We start from the raw sequence: 17,230 nt of genomic DNA, 5'->3' as shown, positions 1-17,230 counted from the left end.
GAGTGCCCGCTGCCCCTAGTTCGAATGTCTCGTTTGGGCTGGCTGGCGTCATCTGGCCGCTTGGATCTGGTGCGAATTCGCTGCGACCTTGCTGCTGCAGCGCCGCAAGGCGGCCTGGAGCCCTTAGCTGCCATCGCCGTCTTGCTTGGATGCTGCAGGTGCTTTTGGCTGCTTCCAGCCCGAAGCGGACATGACGCCTAATACCCCTTTTAGGCAAAAGCGGACCTTTGCGAAGACACCCGGCATAGGAGAAGTGCGGGAGCTTGCTTCCGTTTGCTGCAGCTGCAAACGTGGCAATACCCGATGACTGCTTTGCGCAGGAAGTGACCTTTGCAAAGTCGCGAGATCTGACAGCCAAGTGGCGATCCTACGCTGCATCAGCACTGGAAAGAGCTGACCTTCGCTGCCAGTGCAGCCACCGATCATCATCGAAAGGACGGGATGCCGACTAAGCTGCCGTTAGTGGATTTACGGCGAACGACTGCTTTTGGGCTTTAAAGCGGACGTGACGTTATAAGGTATAAAGCGCGCGCAGTCGTTCGCCGCTTTTTGCGCTGCACAGACCAATTCGAATAGATGTGCTGATGTCGTTAAGCCTTGCCAACCAGCTATTGGATAGTGATTGCGAGTGCTGCGTTACGAAATTCATTGATCAATTTCAGGCGCGCTCGATCTTTGGGTGCCACGAGCCAGGTTTGATGCTCCTGTTGAAAATCACGCAACGGGATTTCAACCAAGTCATCGTAAATGTGACTGCTGTTTTTTAAGAATATTGCAGCGCCGAGACCTTGTCTAACCGCTTCGCACATCACCGGAAACGTCGTCATTGTAATGAGTTGAGGCAACTCAATTTCGCGTTCAGCAAGTTTCTGACGAACAACCCGCTGCGTTAGCGAGCCTTGTTCCGGCAGGATAATGGTCTGGTTGAGCAGATCCTCCATACCGACACTATCTCGATCTGCCAAAGCGTGGTCAGAACGGCAATACAAGACATACCGCGTTTTTTGCAGAACAACCCGATCCCAATCATCGCGCTCTGGCGCATCCGTGATCAGGCCGACATCAGCCACGCGGTCCCGGATGAGCTGGCTGGCTGTTGTCCAGTCGCAGAGGCGGAAGTCAATCTGTACATTGGGAAAGCGGTCATTAAACGTCGCGATCACTTGGAGTGCAGGCTGCGGCGCGTTCGCGATCACCTTTAGCCGCCCTTCATTGAGAGACGAATAGCCACGAAGACGTTCCCCGATTTCGCTATCCAGCGTCACAAGCCGGTCCGCCAATCCGAAAAAATCGCGACCGGTCGGGGTCAAGGATACGCCGTCACGACCACGCAGAAGGAGTTCTGAGCCAACAAGCTCTTCCAGTTTTGATACATGTTGCGTCACAGTAGACTGTGTGACGCCGAGACGTCGTGCGGCGGCGGAAAAGCTCCCTTCGCGCACAACATATGAGAAGGCGATAAACTGGTGATGGTTCGGGCGCATCGATCTCTCCTCCCGTCGTTTCGCTACCAGCTATCGGTTTCACTAATATGACGTCATAGGGATTTCGCCTTGGCCCATTAGGTGTTCGGCCAATTGATGGGGGAATCAGATGGCCGATCTACAGATTGATCATGTCACCAAAACCTTTGGCGACACGCAGGTGCTCAAAGGGATTTCTTTGGATATTTCTGATGGGGAATTCGTGTCACTTGTCGGCCCATCTGGCTGTGGCAAATCCACGTTGCTTCGCATCATTGCCGGGCTCGAGAGCCAGAGTTCTGGTGCTATTCGCATTCATGGACAGGACGTTTCGGGTGTTCGCGCGGCAGACCGTAACCTGTCGATGGTGTTCCAATCCTACGCATTGTACCCGCATTTGACGGTCGCAGAAAATATTTCGGTGCCATTGAGAATGCGTCACCTGAGTTCCTTGCAACGTCTTCCGGTGGTTGGGTCGTTTATGCCGGGGGCACGTGACAAGAACGCAGAAATTTCTGCATCGGTCAAACACGCCGCGCAGACACTTGAAATAGACAGGCTCCTTGATCGAAAGCCAGGCCAACTGTCTGGTGGACAGCGTCAACGCGTGGCTTTGGGGCGCGCCTTGGTCCGGGAACCGGCGGCATTTTTACTCGATGAGCCACTGTCAAATTTGGATGCGAAGCTTCGCGTTCAAACCCGCACTGAAATTGCTGAATTGCACCGCCGCCTTGGCGCAACTTTTGTCTATGTGACCCATGACCAGGTTGAAGCGATGACAATGTCCAGCCGTATCGCAGTAATGATGGGCGGGGAAATCCTGCAATGCGACGCGCCTGACGAAGTGTATGACAACCCGCTGGACATTCGCGTTGCCGAATTCATTGGTTCACCGAAGATCAACATCTTGCCTGTCGAAGCTTCGAATGGAGTGCTGAGGTTTGGCGACGTGGTGTTGCCCACCGTCGCGCCCAAGGCGCTGAATGGTCCTGTTCGGATTGGCCTGCGCCCCGAGGCGCTGCGCCTTGCCGCTGAGGACGCAGTGCTGACGGGCCAAATCGTTCATGTTGAGAACCTCGGGTCCGAAATCTTCGCACAGATCAGTCTAGCTGGTCACGATGGCCGCGTGACAATGCGCACCGCGCCAGTTCAGCGCAGTTCACTGCGTGTCGGGGCAACCATTGGCTTGGCCTTTGACGGCAATGCCGCACTTCTCTTCGGCCCCAACGGTAAGCGTGTGTTCAACCCGCAGCTGGCCGCTGCGCAAAGCGAAGTCGCATAACATGGCCGTCGTCGAAACGCATACGCCGAAAGGTGCCTCTGCAGAAACAACGCAGCGCCGCACTGCATGGTGGCTCACGGCCCCGGCGCTTGTTCTGATGGTTTTGATCCTTTTAGTGCCGGTCTTGATCGCTTGCATTCTGTCTTTCACAGACTACTCGCTGGGCAACGACAGCTTTAATTGGGTTGGCGCGAAAAATTATGACCGTCTATTTTCACGCTCTACCTATGAAAAGATGTTCATCGCCACGTTTACCTACGTGGTTACAGTGGTGCCTTTGTCCGTCGGTCTGGGCCTTGGTGCTGCGCTTTTGATTAACTCGATGGGCCGGATCGGCGACATCTACAAAACCATTTATTTCCTGCCGGTTATGGCGACCTTGCTGGCTATGGCGATTGCATGGGAATTCATGCTGCATCCGTCAATCGGTATGGTCAACCGCACGCTGGAAATGTCCTGTGGCACCGTTTTGGAAATCATTCCGTTCTTGAAAAACGGCTGTGCGGATCGCTTCCCACTTTGGCTTGGGGACCGAGATTATGCGATCTGGGTGATCTGTTTTATCGGGGTCTGGCAGGGGTTTGGCTTTAACATGGTGCTGTATCTTGCTGGCCTGACTGGTGTGCACCGCGAGCTGTATCACGCTGCTGAAATGGATGGGGCCAAATCCGGTTGGGAACGGTTCCGTTTGGTGACATGGCCCGCACTTGGACCGACGACAGTTTTTGTTGTGACCATTTCCTGCATTCGCGCCTTTCAAGTCTTTGACACCATCGAAGCCTTCTGGCCCCAAGGCGGCGGGCCGAACAAGTCAACCTATGTGATGATGTTCGCGATTTTTGAAAAAGGCATTCAACAAAACCTTATCGGGATCGGGTCCGCCATCACTGTTATGTTCCTGATCTTTGTGATGTTCCTGACCCTGATCCAGCGCTGGCTGGTCGAACGAAAGGTGCACTACTGATGACACGCGATCTCTGGAAACACCTCATCCTAATCCTGGGCGCACTCGTCGTAATTGCACCATTTTACATGATGGTCAGCTATTCGTTCAAATCTCCGGGGGAAATCGACCGGGGGGAAGGCGGCTTTTTTGGTCACCAAGAGATGATGGTCGACGAACGCTGTGTGAAGCTGCGCGACCCTGACCGTGATGACGTTGCAGCCGCTGCCTCCCGGTTCCCAAACCAAACGGACAGTCAAATTCGAGATGCTTTGGTGGCCGAAGCCGTGGCCGACTGCCAGATGCGCCCGATTGTCTTCAACTACTCCAAAGCCTTTATCGAAGCGCCGCTGCTGCGCTATTTGCTCAACGGTGTGATCGTGACCGCGTCGATCTTTTTGATCCAGATTGTGGTGGCCCTCCCTGCGGCTTACGCGCTGGCCAAGCTCAAATTCTGGGGCCGCGAGGCGGTCTTTTCCTTGGTTCTTTTCTGCCTTCTGATCCCAGTACACGCCATTGCGCTGCCGCTTTATATTATGCTGGCAAAGCTAGGACTGACCAACACCTATGCTGCGCTTGTGGTGCCTTGGACGATCTCTGTCTTTGGAATTTTCCTGATGCGACAGTTCTTTATGACGGTGCCAGATGATTTGATTGACGCGGCGCGCATGGACGGCATGGGAGAGTTCGCCATCGTCTGGCGCGTCATGCTGCCCACGGCAATCCCAGCACTTTTGGCCTTTGCCATTTTCTCGATCGTCGCTCACTGGAACGATTATTTCTGGCCGCGCATCGTTGTGACCGGCAACCGGGATCTGTTCACGCCTCCTCTGGGGTTGCGCGAGTTTAAAGGCGATGGCGACGGGAGCTTCTTTGGTCCCATGATGGCTACGGCCACCGTCATTGTCACACCGCTAATCGTCGCTTTTTTGGTCGCGCAGCGCCGCTTTATCGAAGGGATCACCCTATCCGGAATGAAGTAAGCTGGGCAATCGCCCAGCTTACCAACGCAATCCCAACAGGGATGAATTGGGAAGACCGTCCTAGTCGCCAAACCAAAGGCGGTCAACATTTGGAGAGAAAACATGAAATTCACAACTTCCGCAATGGCGCTTGTCGTGTCTGCCTCTGCTGCATTGGCAAACGACAAAGTGACCATCGAATTTGCGTATCCCTACAGCCACCTGTTTGACGTCACTTACGAAGCGATGATGCCTGCATTCAAAGAGGCGCACCCAAACATCGAGGTTAAGTTCCGGGCAACCTACGAGTCCTACGAGGACGGCACCAATACCATTCTGCGCGAAGCTGTCTCTGGCAACCTACCTGACGTCACCATGCAGGGTCTGAACCGCCAGCAGATCCTTGTTGAAAAAGGCATTGCCAAATCTCTGGAACCGTTCATCGCGGGCGAAGCAGATTTTGAAAAGGACGGCTACCACGACGCGATGCTGTCCCTGTCCACATTCGGTGATGACGTTCACGGCCTGCCGTTTTCTGTTTCGTTGCCGGTGGGTTACTACAACATGGACGTTCTGAACGCGGCGGGTATCGACAAAATGCCAACCACGTGGGACGAAGTGATAGCAGCTTGTGAAACCATGAACGCAAACGGTGTTGAAAACCCAATTTTCTGGGGCTGGAACATCACCGGTAACTGGTTCATGCAGGCGCTGATGTGGTCTCAGGACAAAGCAATTGTCGAAGAGGGCAAAGTCACTCTGGACAGCCCGGAAGCTCTGATCGCGTTGGAACAGATGCACGAGATTTTCACCAAATGTGAGATGCAGAACCTGGAATGGAAAGCAGCTCTGTCTTCCTTCTCGGCTGGCGAAATCGGCATGATGTTCTGGTCGACGTCTGCTTTGGGCGCAGTGGAGCGGTCTCAGGGTGATTTCGTTCTGAAAACAGGCCCTTTCCCTGGGCTGGGTGAAACACCAAAAGGTCTGCCTGCAGGCGGCAATGCGGCGATGTTGACATCCACGTCCGAGGACCCTGCGGTTCAAGCGGCGGCGTGGACTTTTCTGAAGTTCATTACCTCTGGTGACGGAGCTGCAGAAGTTGCGAAAACAACCGGATACATGCCGCCAAACAAAGCTGCCAACGAAATTATTCTGGCTGATTTCTACGATCAAAACCCAAACAAACAGACCGCAGTTGATCAGCTGCCGCTGCTGCGCGACTGGCTGGCCTATCCGGGTGACAACGGTCTGGCGATCACTCAGGTCATTTACGATGGCATCGAGCGTATCGTGACCGGCGACGCGACTGACATGAAAGAGCTGCAAGAAGAGCTGGTCGAAGAAGTCAACGACCTGCTGCCTAACAGCTAATTTCAAACAGCGGCCGCCAGCCTCTGTTGGCGGTCGCATTCTATTTTCGGGCCTGAGCAAATGAAAATAATCCATATTTCAGACATCCATTTTACAATTCCCGGCGAGCGTATGGGCGGCCTAAACCCGCACAAGCGGTTGGCCCGAGCACTGGCTGATGTGAACGACAATCACTCCGACGCTACACGCATTGTCATTACAGGCGATCTGACCCATTGGGCGGAACGTGAGGCATACGAAGCCCTGCGTGAGGTGTTGTTGCAGCAAACCTTGCCAGTGCGACTGATGATCGGCAATCACGACGATCGTGACACATTCCTGTCGGTTTTTCCTGAGCAAGAAACCGATGCGTTTGGTTTTGTGAACCATTCAGAAGTGGTTGGGGACAGCACTTTTATCTATCTCGACAGCACTCAGCCCCAGACCCATGCGGGCCACTTTGGTGCTGATCGGTGCGCTTGGTTGCAAGCCGAACTTGAAAAAGCAGAACACGCGCGCATTTTCCTGCATCACAACCCGATGGAAATTAAACTTCCGGCGGAAGATCAGATTGCGCTGGTTGCGGAAGATCGACCACGATTCCGGGAGTTGCTTGAATCCCATAACGCCAAAATCGACTATATCCACTTCGGCCATGTGCATGCCCCGATCCACGGGACCTATTGCGGCATCCCATTCTCAAGCGTGCCCTCGACCTGCAATCAATCCTACCCAGATATGAAAGAGCCCAAGTTGCTGTCGGGCGGCCCCATGGACCCAGCTTACCATGTCCTTTTGATCCAAGGGCGCGAGACAATTATTCACCAAATCCCCTTTAACTGGGACGGCCCGCTATTCGCGACGGGCGCAGAATGGGAAGACTGGTCCAAACCAGTTGCTGCTGAATGAAGTGATCCTTCGCGCTGTAAAGTCATGGGGCTAGCCCTGAAAACACGTTCTCGGTGAAAACGCTTGATATCGAGTTTATTAGGGTTCGAATGGTCACAGACGCCCGCAAGCTTAAAGGCTTAGCGGGATTCTGATCATGTCCGCTTGACTGCGCAGCGCTTCCTTTTGTGCAGGTTGCAGCATTGGTCAACATGGGCTCACTGCCGCCTTGCGGCGACGCAGCGCCGGGCTGTCCGCCGTGACAGCGTTCTTGGCTACCCGTGATCGGCTCGAGCCAGCCCAAAGCGGACATGATCTTTGCGCTCGCAGCATCGAAGCCTCTAGGCAAGAGGGGCGGAGAGCTGTCATTCGCTGCAAGTTGATTCAACGGCGGTTATGCGCTGAAATGGGCACCTGAAGCTTCGCTGGGTGGTGGCGAGGCTTAAGGGTGACTAAGCAATCTATCCACGAACTCCTCACGTGTTTCGCGAACGACGCTTAGGCGGGATGGCACCGGATCAACCCGATAGGGGTCACCTTCTAGGAACGCCCTTCACCCGAGACAACCGTTTTTGAGCAGCGATGCGAAACGGCGCGTTGGGGGCACCGTATCCCGTATAGCCTTGGTCCCGTTGAACGATCTCAATGAACAGACTTCCACCAAACGACAGCGAATAGGCCTGGAAGAAATCCGCGCCGCCCTCGTGATCGTACAAGACGCCCTGCTCCTGCATTCTGCGGACTAGGTCGTCGCTCAGATCAAAGCGGGCCACCAGATCGTCATAGTAGTTCGCAGAGATCGGCAGCGTCTTGAACCCTTTGGCCGTCACATGTTTCAGCGTTTCGAAAATGTCCTGCGTTGCAAAAGCGATGTGTTGGACAGAGGCGCCGAAACTGTCGGACAGAAACGACCCGGCCAGCGTTCTGTGGCTGTCCGCGCCGTTGAGGGTCACCCTGACCGAGCCGTTGGTGGCCTCAACCGCTTGGCTGCGGACCAACCCATCCGGGTCGATCACGTCGACCATGGGCGCCTTGGTCATGTCAAACAGCGTTGTGTAGAACAGCGACCAACTGAGCATGTCCTCATAGCTCATCGTTTGCGCGACGTGGTCGATGTGGGTCAGCCCGGCTCCTGCGGGGGCACGGGTTGCAGAAAACTCCGCCTGCCAAACCTGAGAGAGGTCAGCGCTGTCATCCAGAAAATGCAGCACGGATCCCGACAAGCACCGCACGGCCGGGATTGCAAGCTCTCCGGCACCGGCGGGTTGTTCGAACACCTCTGCCCCCAAGGCGGACGCACGGGTTGCTGCCGCTTTTGCGTTAGACACCAAAATCCCCAGATCACACACGCACGTCCCGCGGGCGTTCCAGCTACTTGCGGCGTGGCCAGTGGTTTCTTCGTTCACAACGATACGGATATCACCCTGCTGCCAAAGGCCCGCCGCCTTGTTGCGATGCTGGCCCACCTGTTCAAAACCCAAAGACGTCAGATCGGTTTTCAATGCCGCCGCCTCAGCGCCGCGGGTTGCGAACTCGACAAAGGAAAAGCCTTGGGCCCCTACCCGCGCCGGTATCGCAGGCATGCTAACGCTCAGCTCCGGCTCGGCGCGTCTGACGTCATCCATCAGACCGACAAGCGACCGGTGACCATCCTTGGCAACGGTGCTCGGGTTGCTGCCGCGGAACTGGTCGTTGAATATCTCAAGGCTGATTGGGCCATCATAGCCGGTCGCCATGACCGCCCGCATGAACCGGGTGACGTCCAGATCACCCTCTCCGGGCATGTTCCTGAAATGGCGCGACCAATACAGCAGGTCCATTTCGATCAGCGGTGCATCCGCCAATTGGACAAAGAAAATCTTGTCGCCCGGGACAGAGCGGATGCTGTCAGGGTCTAGCTTGCGGCCAAGCGTGTGAAAACTGTCGACGATCAGGCCGATGTTGGGGTGGTCCGCGCGGCGCACGATCTCCCACGCGTCGCGGTGATCATTGATGTGCCGCCCCCAGGCCAAGGCCTCGTACCCAACGCGCAGCCCGCGTTTTGCGGCCCGTTCGCCCAGGTCGTGGAAATCATCAGCCGCGCGTTCGATCCCCCCCAGCGACGCAGGGTGCACCGACGAGCAGACAAGCACCAGATCGGTGCCCAGCTCTTGCATCACATCAAACTTACGTTCCGCCCGGTCAAAGGCCTTGGAGCGCGCAGGCTCTGGCAGGGTTTCAAAGTCGCGAAACGGTTGGAAAAGCAAGATCTCCAACCCGTGATCGCGCACCAGGGTTCCCACATCCCGCGGACTGCCATGGTCCGCGATGAAATCGGCCTCGAATATCTCGATCCCATCAAACCCGGCGGCGGCAATGGCTTCGAGTTTTTCGCGCAGATTGCCCGAGATCGAGACCGTCGCGATCGAGGTTTTCAATGCCCCCGTCATTCCTGATATCCAAGCAAACGTGGCAGCCAAAGCACGATGTCCGGCACCAGGATCATGACAAGCAGGGCCAGGAGCAGAACGCCGAGAAAAGCCCAGATCTCACCGATGATTTCTTTCAGGGGGATGCCCGTGACCGCGTTGATGACAAACAACAAGATGCCATAGGGCGGCGTGATCAACCCGATCATAGAGTTGACCACGATCAGAACGCCAAAATGCACCAGATCAATCCCAAGCGCTTCGCAGGTGGGAATGAACAGGGGAACGATGACCAGAATGATCACCGTCGCATCCAGGATACATCCCAACAGCAGGACCATCACATTGATCAATAGCAGGAAGACAAGCGGGTGAATATTGGCCCCATCCAGAGTTGCCGAGAGCGCCTGGGGGATGTTCTCTTGCACGACGATGTAGGTCAGGATCATCGAAGCCCCGATGACCAGCCCGACCGAAGCAGCGGCGCGGGCGCTGTCGACAAAGACCTGATACAGCGTCTTGAGCTTTATCGCGCGGTAGAGACCTGCTGCGATGACCAGCGCATAGAGTGCCGCGATGGCTGCCGCCTCGGTCGGGGTCGTGATGCCGCTGTAGAGGCAAAAGAGCAGGATGAACGGCATCAGCAAGGCGGGCGTGGCCTGAACGGTCAACTTGGGCAGATCCCTCAAAGGAACGGGGTCTTCACGACCAAATCCACGTCGATGCGACATGAATACATTCAAGCCCATCAGAACCATCCCCATGAACAGGCCGGGAATGATCCCGCCCAGAAACAGGTCCTTGATCGAGGCGCCGGACACCAGCGCATAAATCACCATCGGAATCGAGGGCGGGATGATCGGGCCGATGGTGGCCGTTGCCGCCGTGATGGCCGCTGCGTAGCCGCATGTGTACTTGCCGCTTTTGACCATCATCTCGATGATGATCTTGCCGATCCCCGCCGCATCCGCGACGGCCGAACCTGACATGCCCGAAAAGATCAGCGACGCCACCACGTTGACATGCCCCATGCCGCCCCGGAACCGTCCCACGACTGCGATACAGAAGTTCAGCAGCCGGTCGGAAATGGACCCGGCGTTCATGATATTGGCCGAGACGATGAACAGCGGCACTGCCAACAGCAAAAAGCCATCAAACAGGCGCTGCACCGTTGTCTGCCCGGCGATGGCAAGGTCCTGACCCGCCACGCCCAAATAGACGATTACCCCAACCAGGATTGAGAATGCAACAGGCGTGCCAATCGCCGCCATGCCAAACAAGGCAATTAGACCCAAGAGGAGCTCAACGCTCATGACGCATCCTCCTTGCCTGCGGTGTCGGACAAGATCTCTTCTAGTTCGGTTTCCGGGGGGCCGTGCCGCGCAACCCAGTAGAGCCGCCAAACATAGCGGACGATGGTCGCTACAATGAGAAGGATGTAGGCCGCAAACAGCCACTTGATTGCGATCTTGTCGCCTGTGATTGGCATCCTCAGCGTTTGGATTTTCTTGAGCTCCATCAATCGGTTGCCAAAGATCGCATCCCAGGTTGCGGGAAACGAATAGAGCATGGCAGCGATCAGCCCCAAAGCGGACAAAAGCGCGAAAATGCGTTGGGTTTTGCGCGGTGTCGCCAAATAGAGCACGTCAAATGTGACGTGGTCCCGCGAACGCACGATAAAGGCGCATCCAAAAAAGACGATCCAGACCCACAGCAGCGAAATCAGGTTCACGGTCCAGCCGATCGGCTCCAGCGATGCCATCCAGTTTGAAATCGGCGGAATAGGGACGAGCCAGGCGATCTTGGCCGCGTAGCGGGAAAAGATCTGGATCAGAAAGGTTGCAAACACCGCCGCCAAAGCCATTGCGGCGATGAATTCAGCGATGCGAGAGAGCCTGGAAAGCAATGCATTCATCACGTCGACCCTCCCGCAGGCTCTGCTTTAGTTGCCTAGAGCGTTGATGCGGTCAAGAACGCCCTCGGGCCAGCTTGCCGCCGCTTCGGAGCCCACATATTGGGCCTGAACATGGTTGCGGAAGGCTGCCAGATCCGGGGTGTAGATTTCAACGCCCTGGCTGCGGATATACTCGGCCAGGCTGTTTTCCTGATCCAGTTGTTTCAGGCGGCCATAGGCGGCAGCGGCATCAGCGGCACGTTGAACGACCAACTGCTGTTCCGGTGACAGAGCGTCCCAGGTCTCTTTCGAAAAGGCGATATAGTTCAGATCAACCAGGTGAGAGGTCAACGCGATCTGCTTTGTCACCTCATAGAATTTCTTGTCGACCACGGTGGGAAGCGGGTTGTCCTGCCCGTCCACAGCCCCAGTCGAAAGGGCGGTGTAAACTTCGGTGAAGGCCAGCGGTGTGGGTGATGCCCCAAGTGCCTTGCCCAGGAACTGCCATGCATCCGTGCCGGGCATGCGCAGGTTCACACCGGCAAGATCCGCTGGGGTCTGGATGTCTTTTTCGTCACGCGTAAAGCGCAGGTTCACGTGGCGTTTGCCCAGATACATCACCGACAGCAATTTGACGCCCAGCTCATCCTCGACCTTGGCCTTGAACGGGTCCATGAGCGGGTCGTTGAAAACGCGCACCTGATGGGCCGCGTCTTGATGAACGTACCCGGTGGCAAAGATCGAAAACTCGGGGAAGAACTGCGCCAGTTCCTGAGCAGATGTGATCGACATCGTCAGGTTACCCCGCGCGATGGCCTCCAGCTCGGCACCTTGGGCAAACATCGTGCCGTTGTAGCCCGGTTTGTATGCCGCAAAACCCGCAACCATCGGGGCAAACACATCGGCCAGCGCAACGGAGCGTTGATCGGTTTCCGACCCGGATGTGGCCATGGTGAAGGTCATGCCCTCTGCGCTCGCCGTTGTTGCAATGCTGGCTGCAAGACCAAAGGCTGCAACTGACGCGAGCGCGGCCCGCCGTGTAAGTTTGGTGATCATTTTCGTGTCCTCCCAAGACGATAGTTTGGCACGTGTTGCGCGCCTATTTTGCGATTTTCGCGTTCGTTTCGATTGTTTTTTTCAGTTGGCTCGTGGATTTGCCCCTACAAATGCCAGTCCCGTCGGCCTCTTCGAGGTGAACCAGAGCGTTGGATTTCGCCGATTTCTGGATCGCATCAACAACCGCCAGACTGCGCAGCCCTTCGCGCCCCGAGACCAGCGGGGCCTCTTCCCCGCGGATGACGGCGGCGAAATGGGCCATCTGGTTGATCAGCGGATCAGAGGTATCCCGCGGCACCGAGGTGGCGGAAATGGGTGTCCACCAATCGCGGCACTCGTTGTGACTCCACAGGGTCAGGTCAGGCACTGACAACGACCCCTGGCTGCCGCCGATCTGATAGGCGCTTTGCGAGGTTGTCGGGTAGATGGGGTACTCATGCGCCGTCATCTCCCAGCTCCAGGGCGCGACGATGCTGTCCGAGACGGTGATCGTGCCAATCGCGCCGTTCTCGAACCTCAGCAAGGCGGCGGCGACGTCTTCGTTTTCGTATCCGCGCGCCGAAGGAGCGGCCTGCGCCTGGACGCTGAGGATTTCCCCGCACAGATGCCGCAGCAAATCGATGTCATGCACCAGGTTCACGGAAATCGGCCCGGCCCCAACCTGCTTTCGCCACGGCGCCGCGTCAAAATAGCTGTCGGGTTTGTAGAACCAGCAGGTTGCTTGAACCGCACGCACGGCCCCAATCGTGCCGCGTTTGATGTGTTCATGGGCCTTGCGAATAAGCGGATTGTGACGCCGGTGATGCCCAACCAAAAGCGCAACATTTGCCTGTTCGGCACGTTCAACCAATGTCCGGGCCGCGCCCAGATCATCTGCCAGCGGCTTTTCGATCAGCACCGGGATACCTGCATCCAGGCACACCGCCCCCTGTTCGACATGCAGTTTGGTTGGCGTCGACAGGATGATCCCGTCCGGGGCTTGTGCAACAATCATACCCTGCAGATCATCAAACCAGGGAACACCAAGCCGCTCGGCCACCGCCTTGCCTGCGTCACTTGGGTCGACAACAGCGCACAGGGTCGTGTCGGACACCTGCGCAATGGCATCCGCATGACGCTGTCCCACAAGGCCGATGCCCGCAATGGCCAGACGCAAGGGCGTGCGCGCTGCGTTTGCAGCGTTGCTGTGTTCGGATGACGCCAAAAGGCCACCTCCCCAAGTTGGACTGATCTCACTGCCAAACAGGGAATCAATCGCGCGTTTCAGAGAGCCTAGTCGCCATGATCGACCAAATCAATAATATCATATATTTTTCACTTCACCATAAATAATGATCAATTGTATGACCATCAAAGAGATGCTATTTCAAAGGAAAATCCTTGTCTGATCGGGTTCTTCCATGGCCAAACCGCCGCCCACAGTTGGCTCTTCCACGTTCGAGCGCATCAAGCGCGACATCATATTCGGCACGCTCGCCCCCGGATCGAAGCTGAAACTGGATGGTCTGAAAGAGCGGTATTCGGCCAGCGTCTCGACCTTGCGGGAAACGCTCAACCGGTTGGCCAGCGACGGGTTTGTCGCCGCCGAGGAACAACGCGGCTTCTTCGTGACGCCCGTGTCCAAGGATGATCTGCGCGAAATCGCGAGCCTTCGCCTCTTGTTGGAGCGCCACGCCCTGCAGCTGTCGATCACAAGCGGCGATACGGATTGGGAGGGCGATGTGGTTGCGGCCCATCACAAGCTGCACCGCATGGAGCTTCAGATGCAGTCCGGTGACGAAACCGAGAAAGAGTCCTGGAAGCGATACGATTGGGAGTTCCACCTGGCGCTTATTCGCGCGTGCAACTCACAGAACCTGCTGTCCCTGCATTCCAAGATCTACGACAAATACCTGCGGTATCAGATGCTGGTCTTCACCTTTCGTGGCGAGGCCGCAGCCGCCGAACATCAAGGGATGCTGGACGCAGCCCTTGCCCGGGATCCTGACACCGCGATCAAGTTTCTCGAAGATCACATCAACAACGGGCTGATCCACACGCTCGAGGCGATGTAGAACTCGACCTGATCCTGGAGCATGACTTAAACCCGGAAACGTGACGAAATCAAAACCCAGCTCATGTGATTTGTTTCACTCCCAAGCGTACAGACGATCCTCCTCGCGATTTCACGATACCAAGTTCGAGGTAAAGCCCTTAAACTAAGGCGGGCCGTTAGGGTCGGGAGCGGTCATTGGTCATCGACTTCACCGATGTCCTCTTTGGGCCGATCGCGCTCTGGTTGGGGTTCGGCTGTCTCGGTTTTGCAAAGGGCGCTATCTGCGCAAAGCAGTCATCGGGTATTGCCACGTTTGCAGCTGCAGCAAACGGAAGCAAGCTCCCGCACTTCTCCTATGCCGGGTGTCTTCGCAAAGGTCCGCTTTTGCCTAAAAGGGGTATAAGGCGTCATGTCCGCTTCGGGCAGTAAGCAGCCAAATGCACTCGCAGTAACCAGGCTGGGCGGCGATGGCAGCAAAGGGCTCTTTCCCGTTGTTTACTCTGCGGCACGTCAAAGGAAATGATGCGGGACAAAACCGACCTTGGGCTCTTCCTGTTCGCTGACGCAGCATCGCTTTGTAGACGCGGCGGTCTCCTCGCTGCATTGCAGCCCTTGACATGAAAGCGGTCTTCCAGAGTCACTTAAAGTGCAAACTTAAATCCGGCCTTTTCGCAGCGACTAGTCTGGAAATGACGAGGTGTAAGTAGTCCTTTCTGCATAAAACCTCACGACGTTGTCCAGAAAGTCTCTTGTTCGAACATGCCCAAAAACTCAAGACACCTGCCGGTAAAATCTCGCCGGGCAAGCTTAGTGTTTCAGGATCTTGCTCAGGAAATCTTGTGCCCGTTCGCTTTCGGGGTTTCCGAAGAACTCCTCAGTAGCGCGGTCCTCAGCAACCTTGCCGGCGTCCATGAACACCACCCGGTCCGCAACCTTGCGGGCAAAGCCCATCTCGTGGGTCACAACCATCATCGTCATGCCGTCCTGCGCCAGTTCGACCATCACATCCAGCACCTCGTTGATCATCTCCGGGTCAAGGGCCGATGTCGGCTCGTCAAACAGCATCGCAATCGGGTCCATGGCCAGCGCCCGGCTGATCGCCACCCGCTGCTGCTGGCCGCCCGACAGCTGGCCGGGAAACTTCTCGATATGCGGCAGCAGGCCGACCCGGCTGATCAGGGCCTCGGCCTTGGCGTTGGCTTCGTCGCGCGACCGACCCAGGACCTTCTGCTGGCCCAGGCACAGGTTTTCACGCACGCTCATATGCGGGTAGAGCTCAAAATGCTGGAACACCATGCCGATCCGCGCCCGCAGTTTTGTCAGATTGGTGCCGTTGGCGGTGACCTCCACGTCCTCGACCCGGATGCGGCCCTCTTGAACCGGCTCCAGCCCGTTCACGCATTTGATCAGGGTCGACTTGCCGGAACCGGACGGCCCGCAGACCACTACGACTTCCCCCTTGGCGACATGGGTGGTGCAATCGGTCAGCACCTGGAAGTCGCCGTAGCGTTTGGAAATGTTTTCGATGCTGATCATGCGGTTCTGGCCTTCTGAAGGCGCCGGACCAGAAGCGAGCCGGCGAAGCAAATGGTGAAGTAGACAAGGGCGGCGAAAATATACATTTCCGCCAGCCGGCCCTCGGTGCGGGCAACGATGGAGGAGGCGGTCATGAAGTCGCGCAGGCTGACGACAAAGACCAGGCTGGTGTCCTGGAACAGGATGATGCCCTGGGTGACCAGGATCGGGATCATGTTGCGGAACGCCTGCGGCAACACCACATAGCGCTGGATCTGCCAGTAGCTGAGGCCGGTGGCCTGCCCCGCATGGACCTGCCCCCGGCGAACCGACTGGATGCCTGCGCGGATGATCTCCGAGTAATAGGCCGCCTCGAACATGACAAAGGCGATCAGCGCCGAGTAGAAGCCGCCGATCGGACGGCCCAGTGCCAGCGGCACCAGGAAGTAGAACCAGAAGATAACCAGGATCAGCGGCACCGAGCGGATCAGGTTCACATAGCCTGCGGCCGCCAGTGCCAGGGGGAGGATGCCGGAGAGCCGCATCAAGGCGAGGCCGGTGCCCAGGATGATGCCGCCGATCACGGCCAGAAGGGTGAGCCACAGCGACAGCTGCAGCCCCTGCCACAGGAACGGAAGGTTGTTCCAGATGACGGAAAGATCAAAATCACCCATGGCTCAGCCCTTTCCGACGAAACCCGGGATCCGGGTGTATTTTTCCAGGGTCTGCGCAATCACGGTCGCACCAAGCGCAATGACCACATAGATGACGGTTGCAGCGGTAAAGGCCTCAAACCCCTGAAAGGTGTATTCGGCGATCTGCTGGCTTTGCGCGGTCAGTTCCAGAAGCCCGATAGTGAGCGCCAGCGAAGAGTTCTTAAAGATGGTCAGGAACTCGGATGTCATCGGCGGCACGATCAGCCGGAAGGAAATCGGCAGCAGCACATAGCGGTAGGTCTGCGCGGTGGAGAAGCCGTTAGCGTAGGCGGCGCTGGTCAGGCCGGGGCCGACGGCGTTTATCCCAGCGCGGACCTGTTCCGCAACGCGGCTGGCGGTGTAGAGGCCCAGGCCGATTACAGCCGTGACATACTCAGGGTTGGGCATGTCCCGCTTCATCCAGCGGCCGAGATCGTCGGGGACGATTTCGGGCATGACGAAGTACCAAAGGAACAGCTGCACCAGAAGCGGCACGTTGCGGAAAAGCTCGACATAGATGGTGCAGAGGGCGGCAACGGGCCGTGACGGCAGCGTGCGCCCGACGCCGACAAGCACACCCACGGCCAAGGCCAGCACCCAGGCAGAAAGTGCGACCGCAAAGGTCCAACCCAGCCCTGATATCAGCCAGCCCAAGTACTCCTCTTCAAAGAGGACACCCCAGTTCCAGTTGTAATTCATGAGTCAATACCCTGATGAAGCTGCCGGGCCCCGCGAGTTG

At 56.9% G+C, this 17,230-nt stretch carries 15 protein-coding genes; 6 read left to right on the top strand and 9 right to left on the bottom strand.

All coding sequences use genetic code 11. The annotated features are described in order from the left end of the window. Positions 1-608: 608 nt before the first annotated feature. Complete coding sequence (locus KUV39_RS16890; RefSeq protein ID WP_222460421.1) at positions 609-1,484, bottom strand: LysR family transcriptional regulator; 876 nt, start codon at positions 1,482-1,484, stop codon at positions 609-611. A gap of 109 nt (positions 1,485-1,593) precedes the next feature. Between KUV39_RS16890 and KUV39_RS16885 the strand changes: the two genes are divergently transcribed. The 5 genes from KUV39_RS16885 to KUV39_RS16865 all read left to right on the top strand — a co-directional run bounded on the left by KUV39_RS16885 (position 1,594) and on the right by KUV39_RS16865 (position 6,909). After that, positions 1,594-2,745 carry an ABC transporter ATP-binding protein gene (locus KUV39_RS16885; RefSeq protein WP_222460420.1) on the top strand — a complete coding sequence of 384 codons (1,152 nt, stop codon included), beginning with the start codon at positions 1,594-1,596 and terminating at the stop codon, positions 2,743-2,745. 1 nt (position 2,746) lies between these two features. After that, positions 2,747-3,709: a carbohydrate ABC transporter permease gene (locus KUV39_RS16880; protein WP_222460419.1), complete on the top strand. Its 963-nt coding sequence runs from the start codon at positions 2,747-2,749 to the stop codon at positions 3,707-3,709. Beyond that, a complete protein-coding gene (locus KUV39_RS16875; protein ID WP_082095518.1) occupies positions 3,709-4,671 on the top strand; it encodes a carbohydrate ABC transporter permease in 963 nt (320 codons plus the stop codon). Before KUV39_RS16880 ends, KUV39_RS16875 begins: the two co-directional genes overlap by 1 nt. Before the next feature lie 102 nt (positions 4,672-4,773). Further along, the gene (locus tag KUV39_RS16870) at positions 4,774-6,021 is read left to right on the top strand and encodes an ABC transporter substrate-binding protein (RefSeq protein WP_222460418.1); all 1,248 of its coding nucleotides are present in this window, start codon (positions 4,774-4,776) and stop codon (positions 6,019-6,021) included. A 60-nt stretch (positions 6,022-6,081) separates the two neighbouring features. Beyond that, positions 6,082-6,909: a phosphodiesterase gene (locus KUV39_RS16865; RefSeq protein ID WP_046210428.1), complete on the top strand. Its 828-nt coding sequence runs from the start codon at positions 6,082-6,084 to the stop codon at positions 6,907-6,909. A gap of 512 nt (positions 6,910-7,421) precedes the next feature. Here the strand turns inward: KUV39_RS16865 and KUV39_RS16860 are convergent. From KUV39_RS16860 to KUV39_RS16840, 5 genes are read right to left on the bottom strand one after another with little or no spacing between them, the layout of a single operon-like run. Continuing rightward, complete coding sequence (locus tag KUV39_RS16860) at positions 7,422-9,305, bottom strand: bifunctional sugar phosphate isomerase/epimerase/4-hydroxyphenylpyruvate dioxygenase family protein (RefSeq protein ID WP_222460473.1); 1,884 nt, start codon at positions 9,303-9,305, stop codon at positions 7,422-7,424. An 8-nt stretch (positions 9,306-9,313) separates the two neighbouring features. Then, entirely contained in the window at positions 9,314-10,609 is a 1,296-nt protein-coding gene (locus KUV39_RS16855) for a TRAP transporter large permease (RefSeq protein ID WP_046212091.1), read from the bottom strand. After that, positions 10,606-11,211: a TRAP transporter small permease gene (locus tag KUV39_RS16850; protein ID WP_046212090.1), complete on the bottom strand. Its 606-nt coding sequence runs from the start codon at positions 11,209-11,211 to the stop codon at positions 10,606-10,608. Before KUV39_RS16850 ends, KUV39_RS16855 begins: the two co-directional genes overlap by 4 nt. 27 nt (positions 11,212-11,238) lie before the next feature. Then, on the bottom strand, positions 11,239-12,246 hold the full coding sequence (gene dctP / locus KUV39_RS16845) for a TRAP transporter substrate-binding protein DctP (protein ID WP_046212089.1): 1,008 nt from the start codon (positions 12,244-12,246) through the stop codon (positions 11,239-11,241). A 43-nt stretch (positions 12,247-12,289) separates the two neighbouring features. Further along, positions 12,290-13,450 carry a Gfo/Idh/MocA family protein gene (locus KUV39_RS16840; protein ID WP_244998434.1) on the bottom strand — a complete coding sequence of 387 codons (1,161 nt, stop codon included), beginning with the start codon at positions 13,448-13,450 and terminating at the stop codon, positions 12,290-12,292. A 196-nt stretch (positions 13,451-13,646) separates the two neighbouring features. Here KUV39_RS16840 and KUV39_RS16835 point away from each other — a divergent pair, with 196 nt between their 5' ends. Further along, a complete protein-coding gene (locus KUV39_RS16835) occupies positions 13,647-14,300 on the top strand; it encodes a GntR family transcriptional regulator (protein ID WP_222460417.1) in 654 nt (217 codons plus the stop codon). Positions 14,301-15,088: 788 nt separating this feature from the next. Here KUV39_RS16835 and KUV39_RS16830 read toward each other — a convergent pair. The 3 genes from KUV39_RS16830 to KUV39_RS16820 are packed head-to-tail and all read right to left on the bottom strand — an operon-like array spanning position 15,089 to position 17,190. Next, positions 15,089-15,817: an amino acid ABC transporter ATP-binding protein gene (locus KUV39_RS16830; protein ID WP_222460416.1), complete on the bottom strand. Its 729-nt coding sequence runs from the start codon at positions 15,815-15,817 to the stop codon at positions 15,089-15,091. Further along, the gene (locus tag KUV39_RS16825) at positions 15,814-16,470 is read right to left on the bottom strand and encodes an amino acid ABC transporter permease (protein ID WP_222460415.1); all 657 of its coding nucleotides are present in this window, start codon (positions 16,468-16,470) and stop codon (positions 15,814-15,816) included. Before KUV39_RS16825 ends, KUV39_RS16830 begins: the two co-directional genes overlap by 4 nt. 3 nt (positions 16,471-16,473) lie before the next feature. Beyond that, positions 16,474-17,190, bottom strand: a complete 717-nt coding sequence (locus KUV39_RS16820) for an amino acid ABC transporter permease (protein WP_222460414.1) — start codon at positions 17,188-17,190, stop codon at positions 16,474-16,476. Positions 17,191-17,230 lie beyond the last annotated feature (40 nt).

The organism is Phaeobacter italicus (assembly GCF_019801785.1).
Lineage (GTDB): Bacteria > Pseudomonadota > Alphaproteobacteria > Rhodobacterales > Rhodobacteraceae > Phaeobacter > Phaeobacter italicus.
The sequence above is the reverse complement of the archived record's forward strand: the minus strand, read 5'-3'. Positions and strand labels throughout refer to the sequence as shown.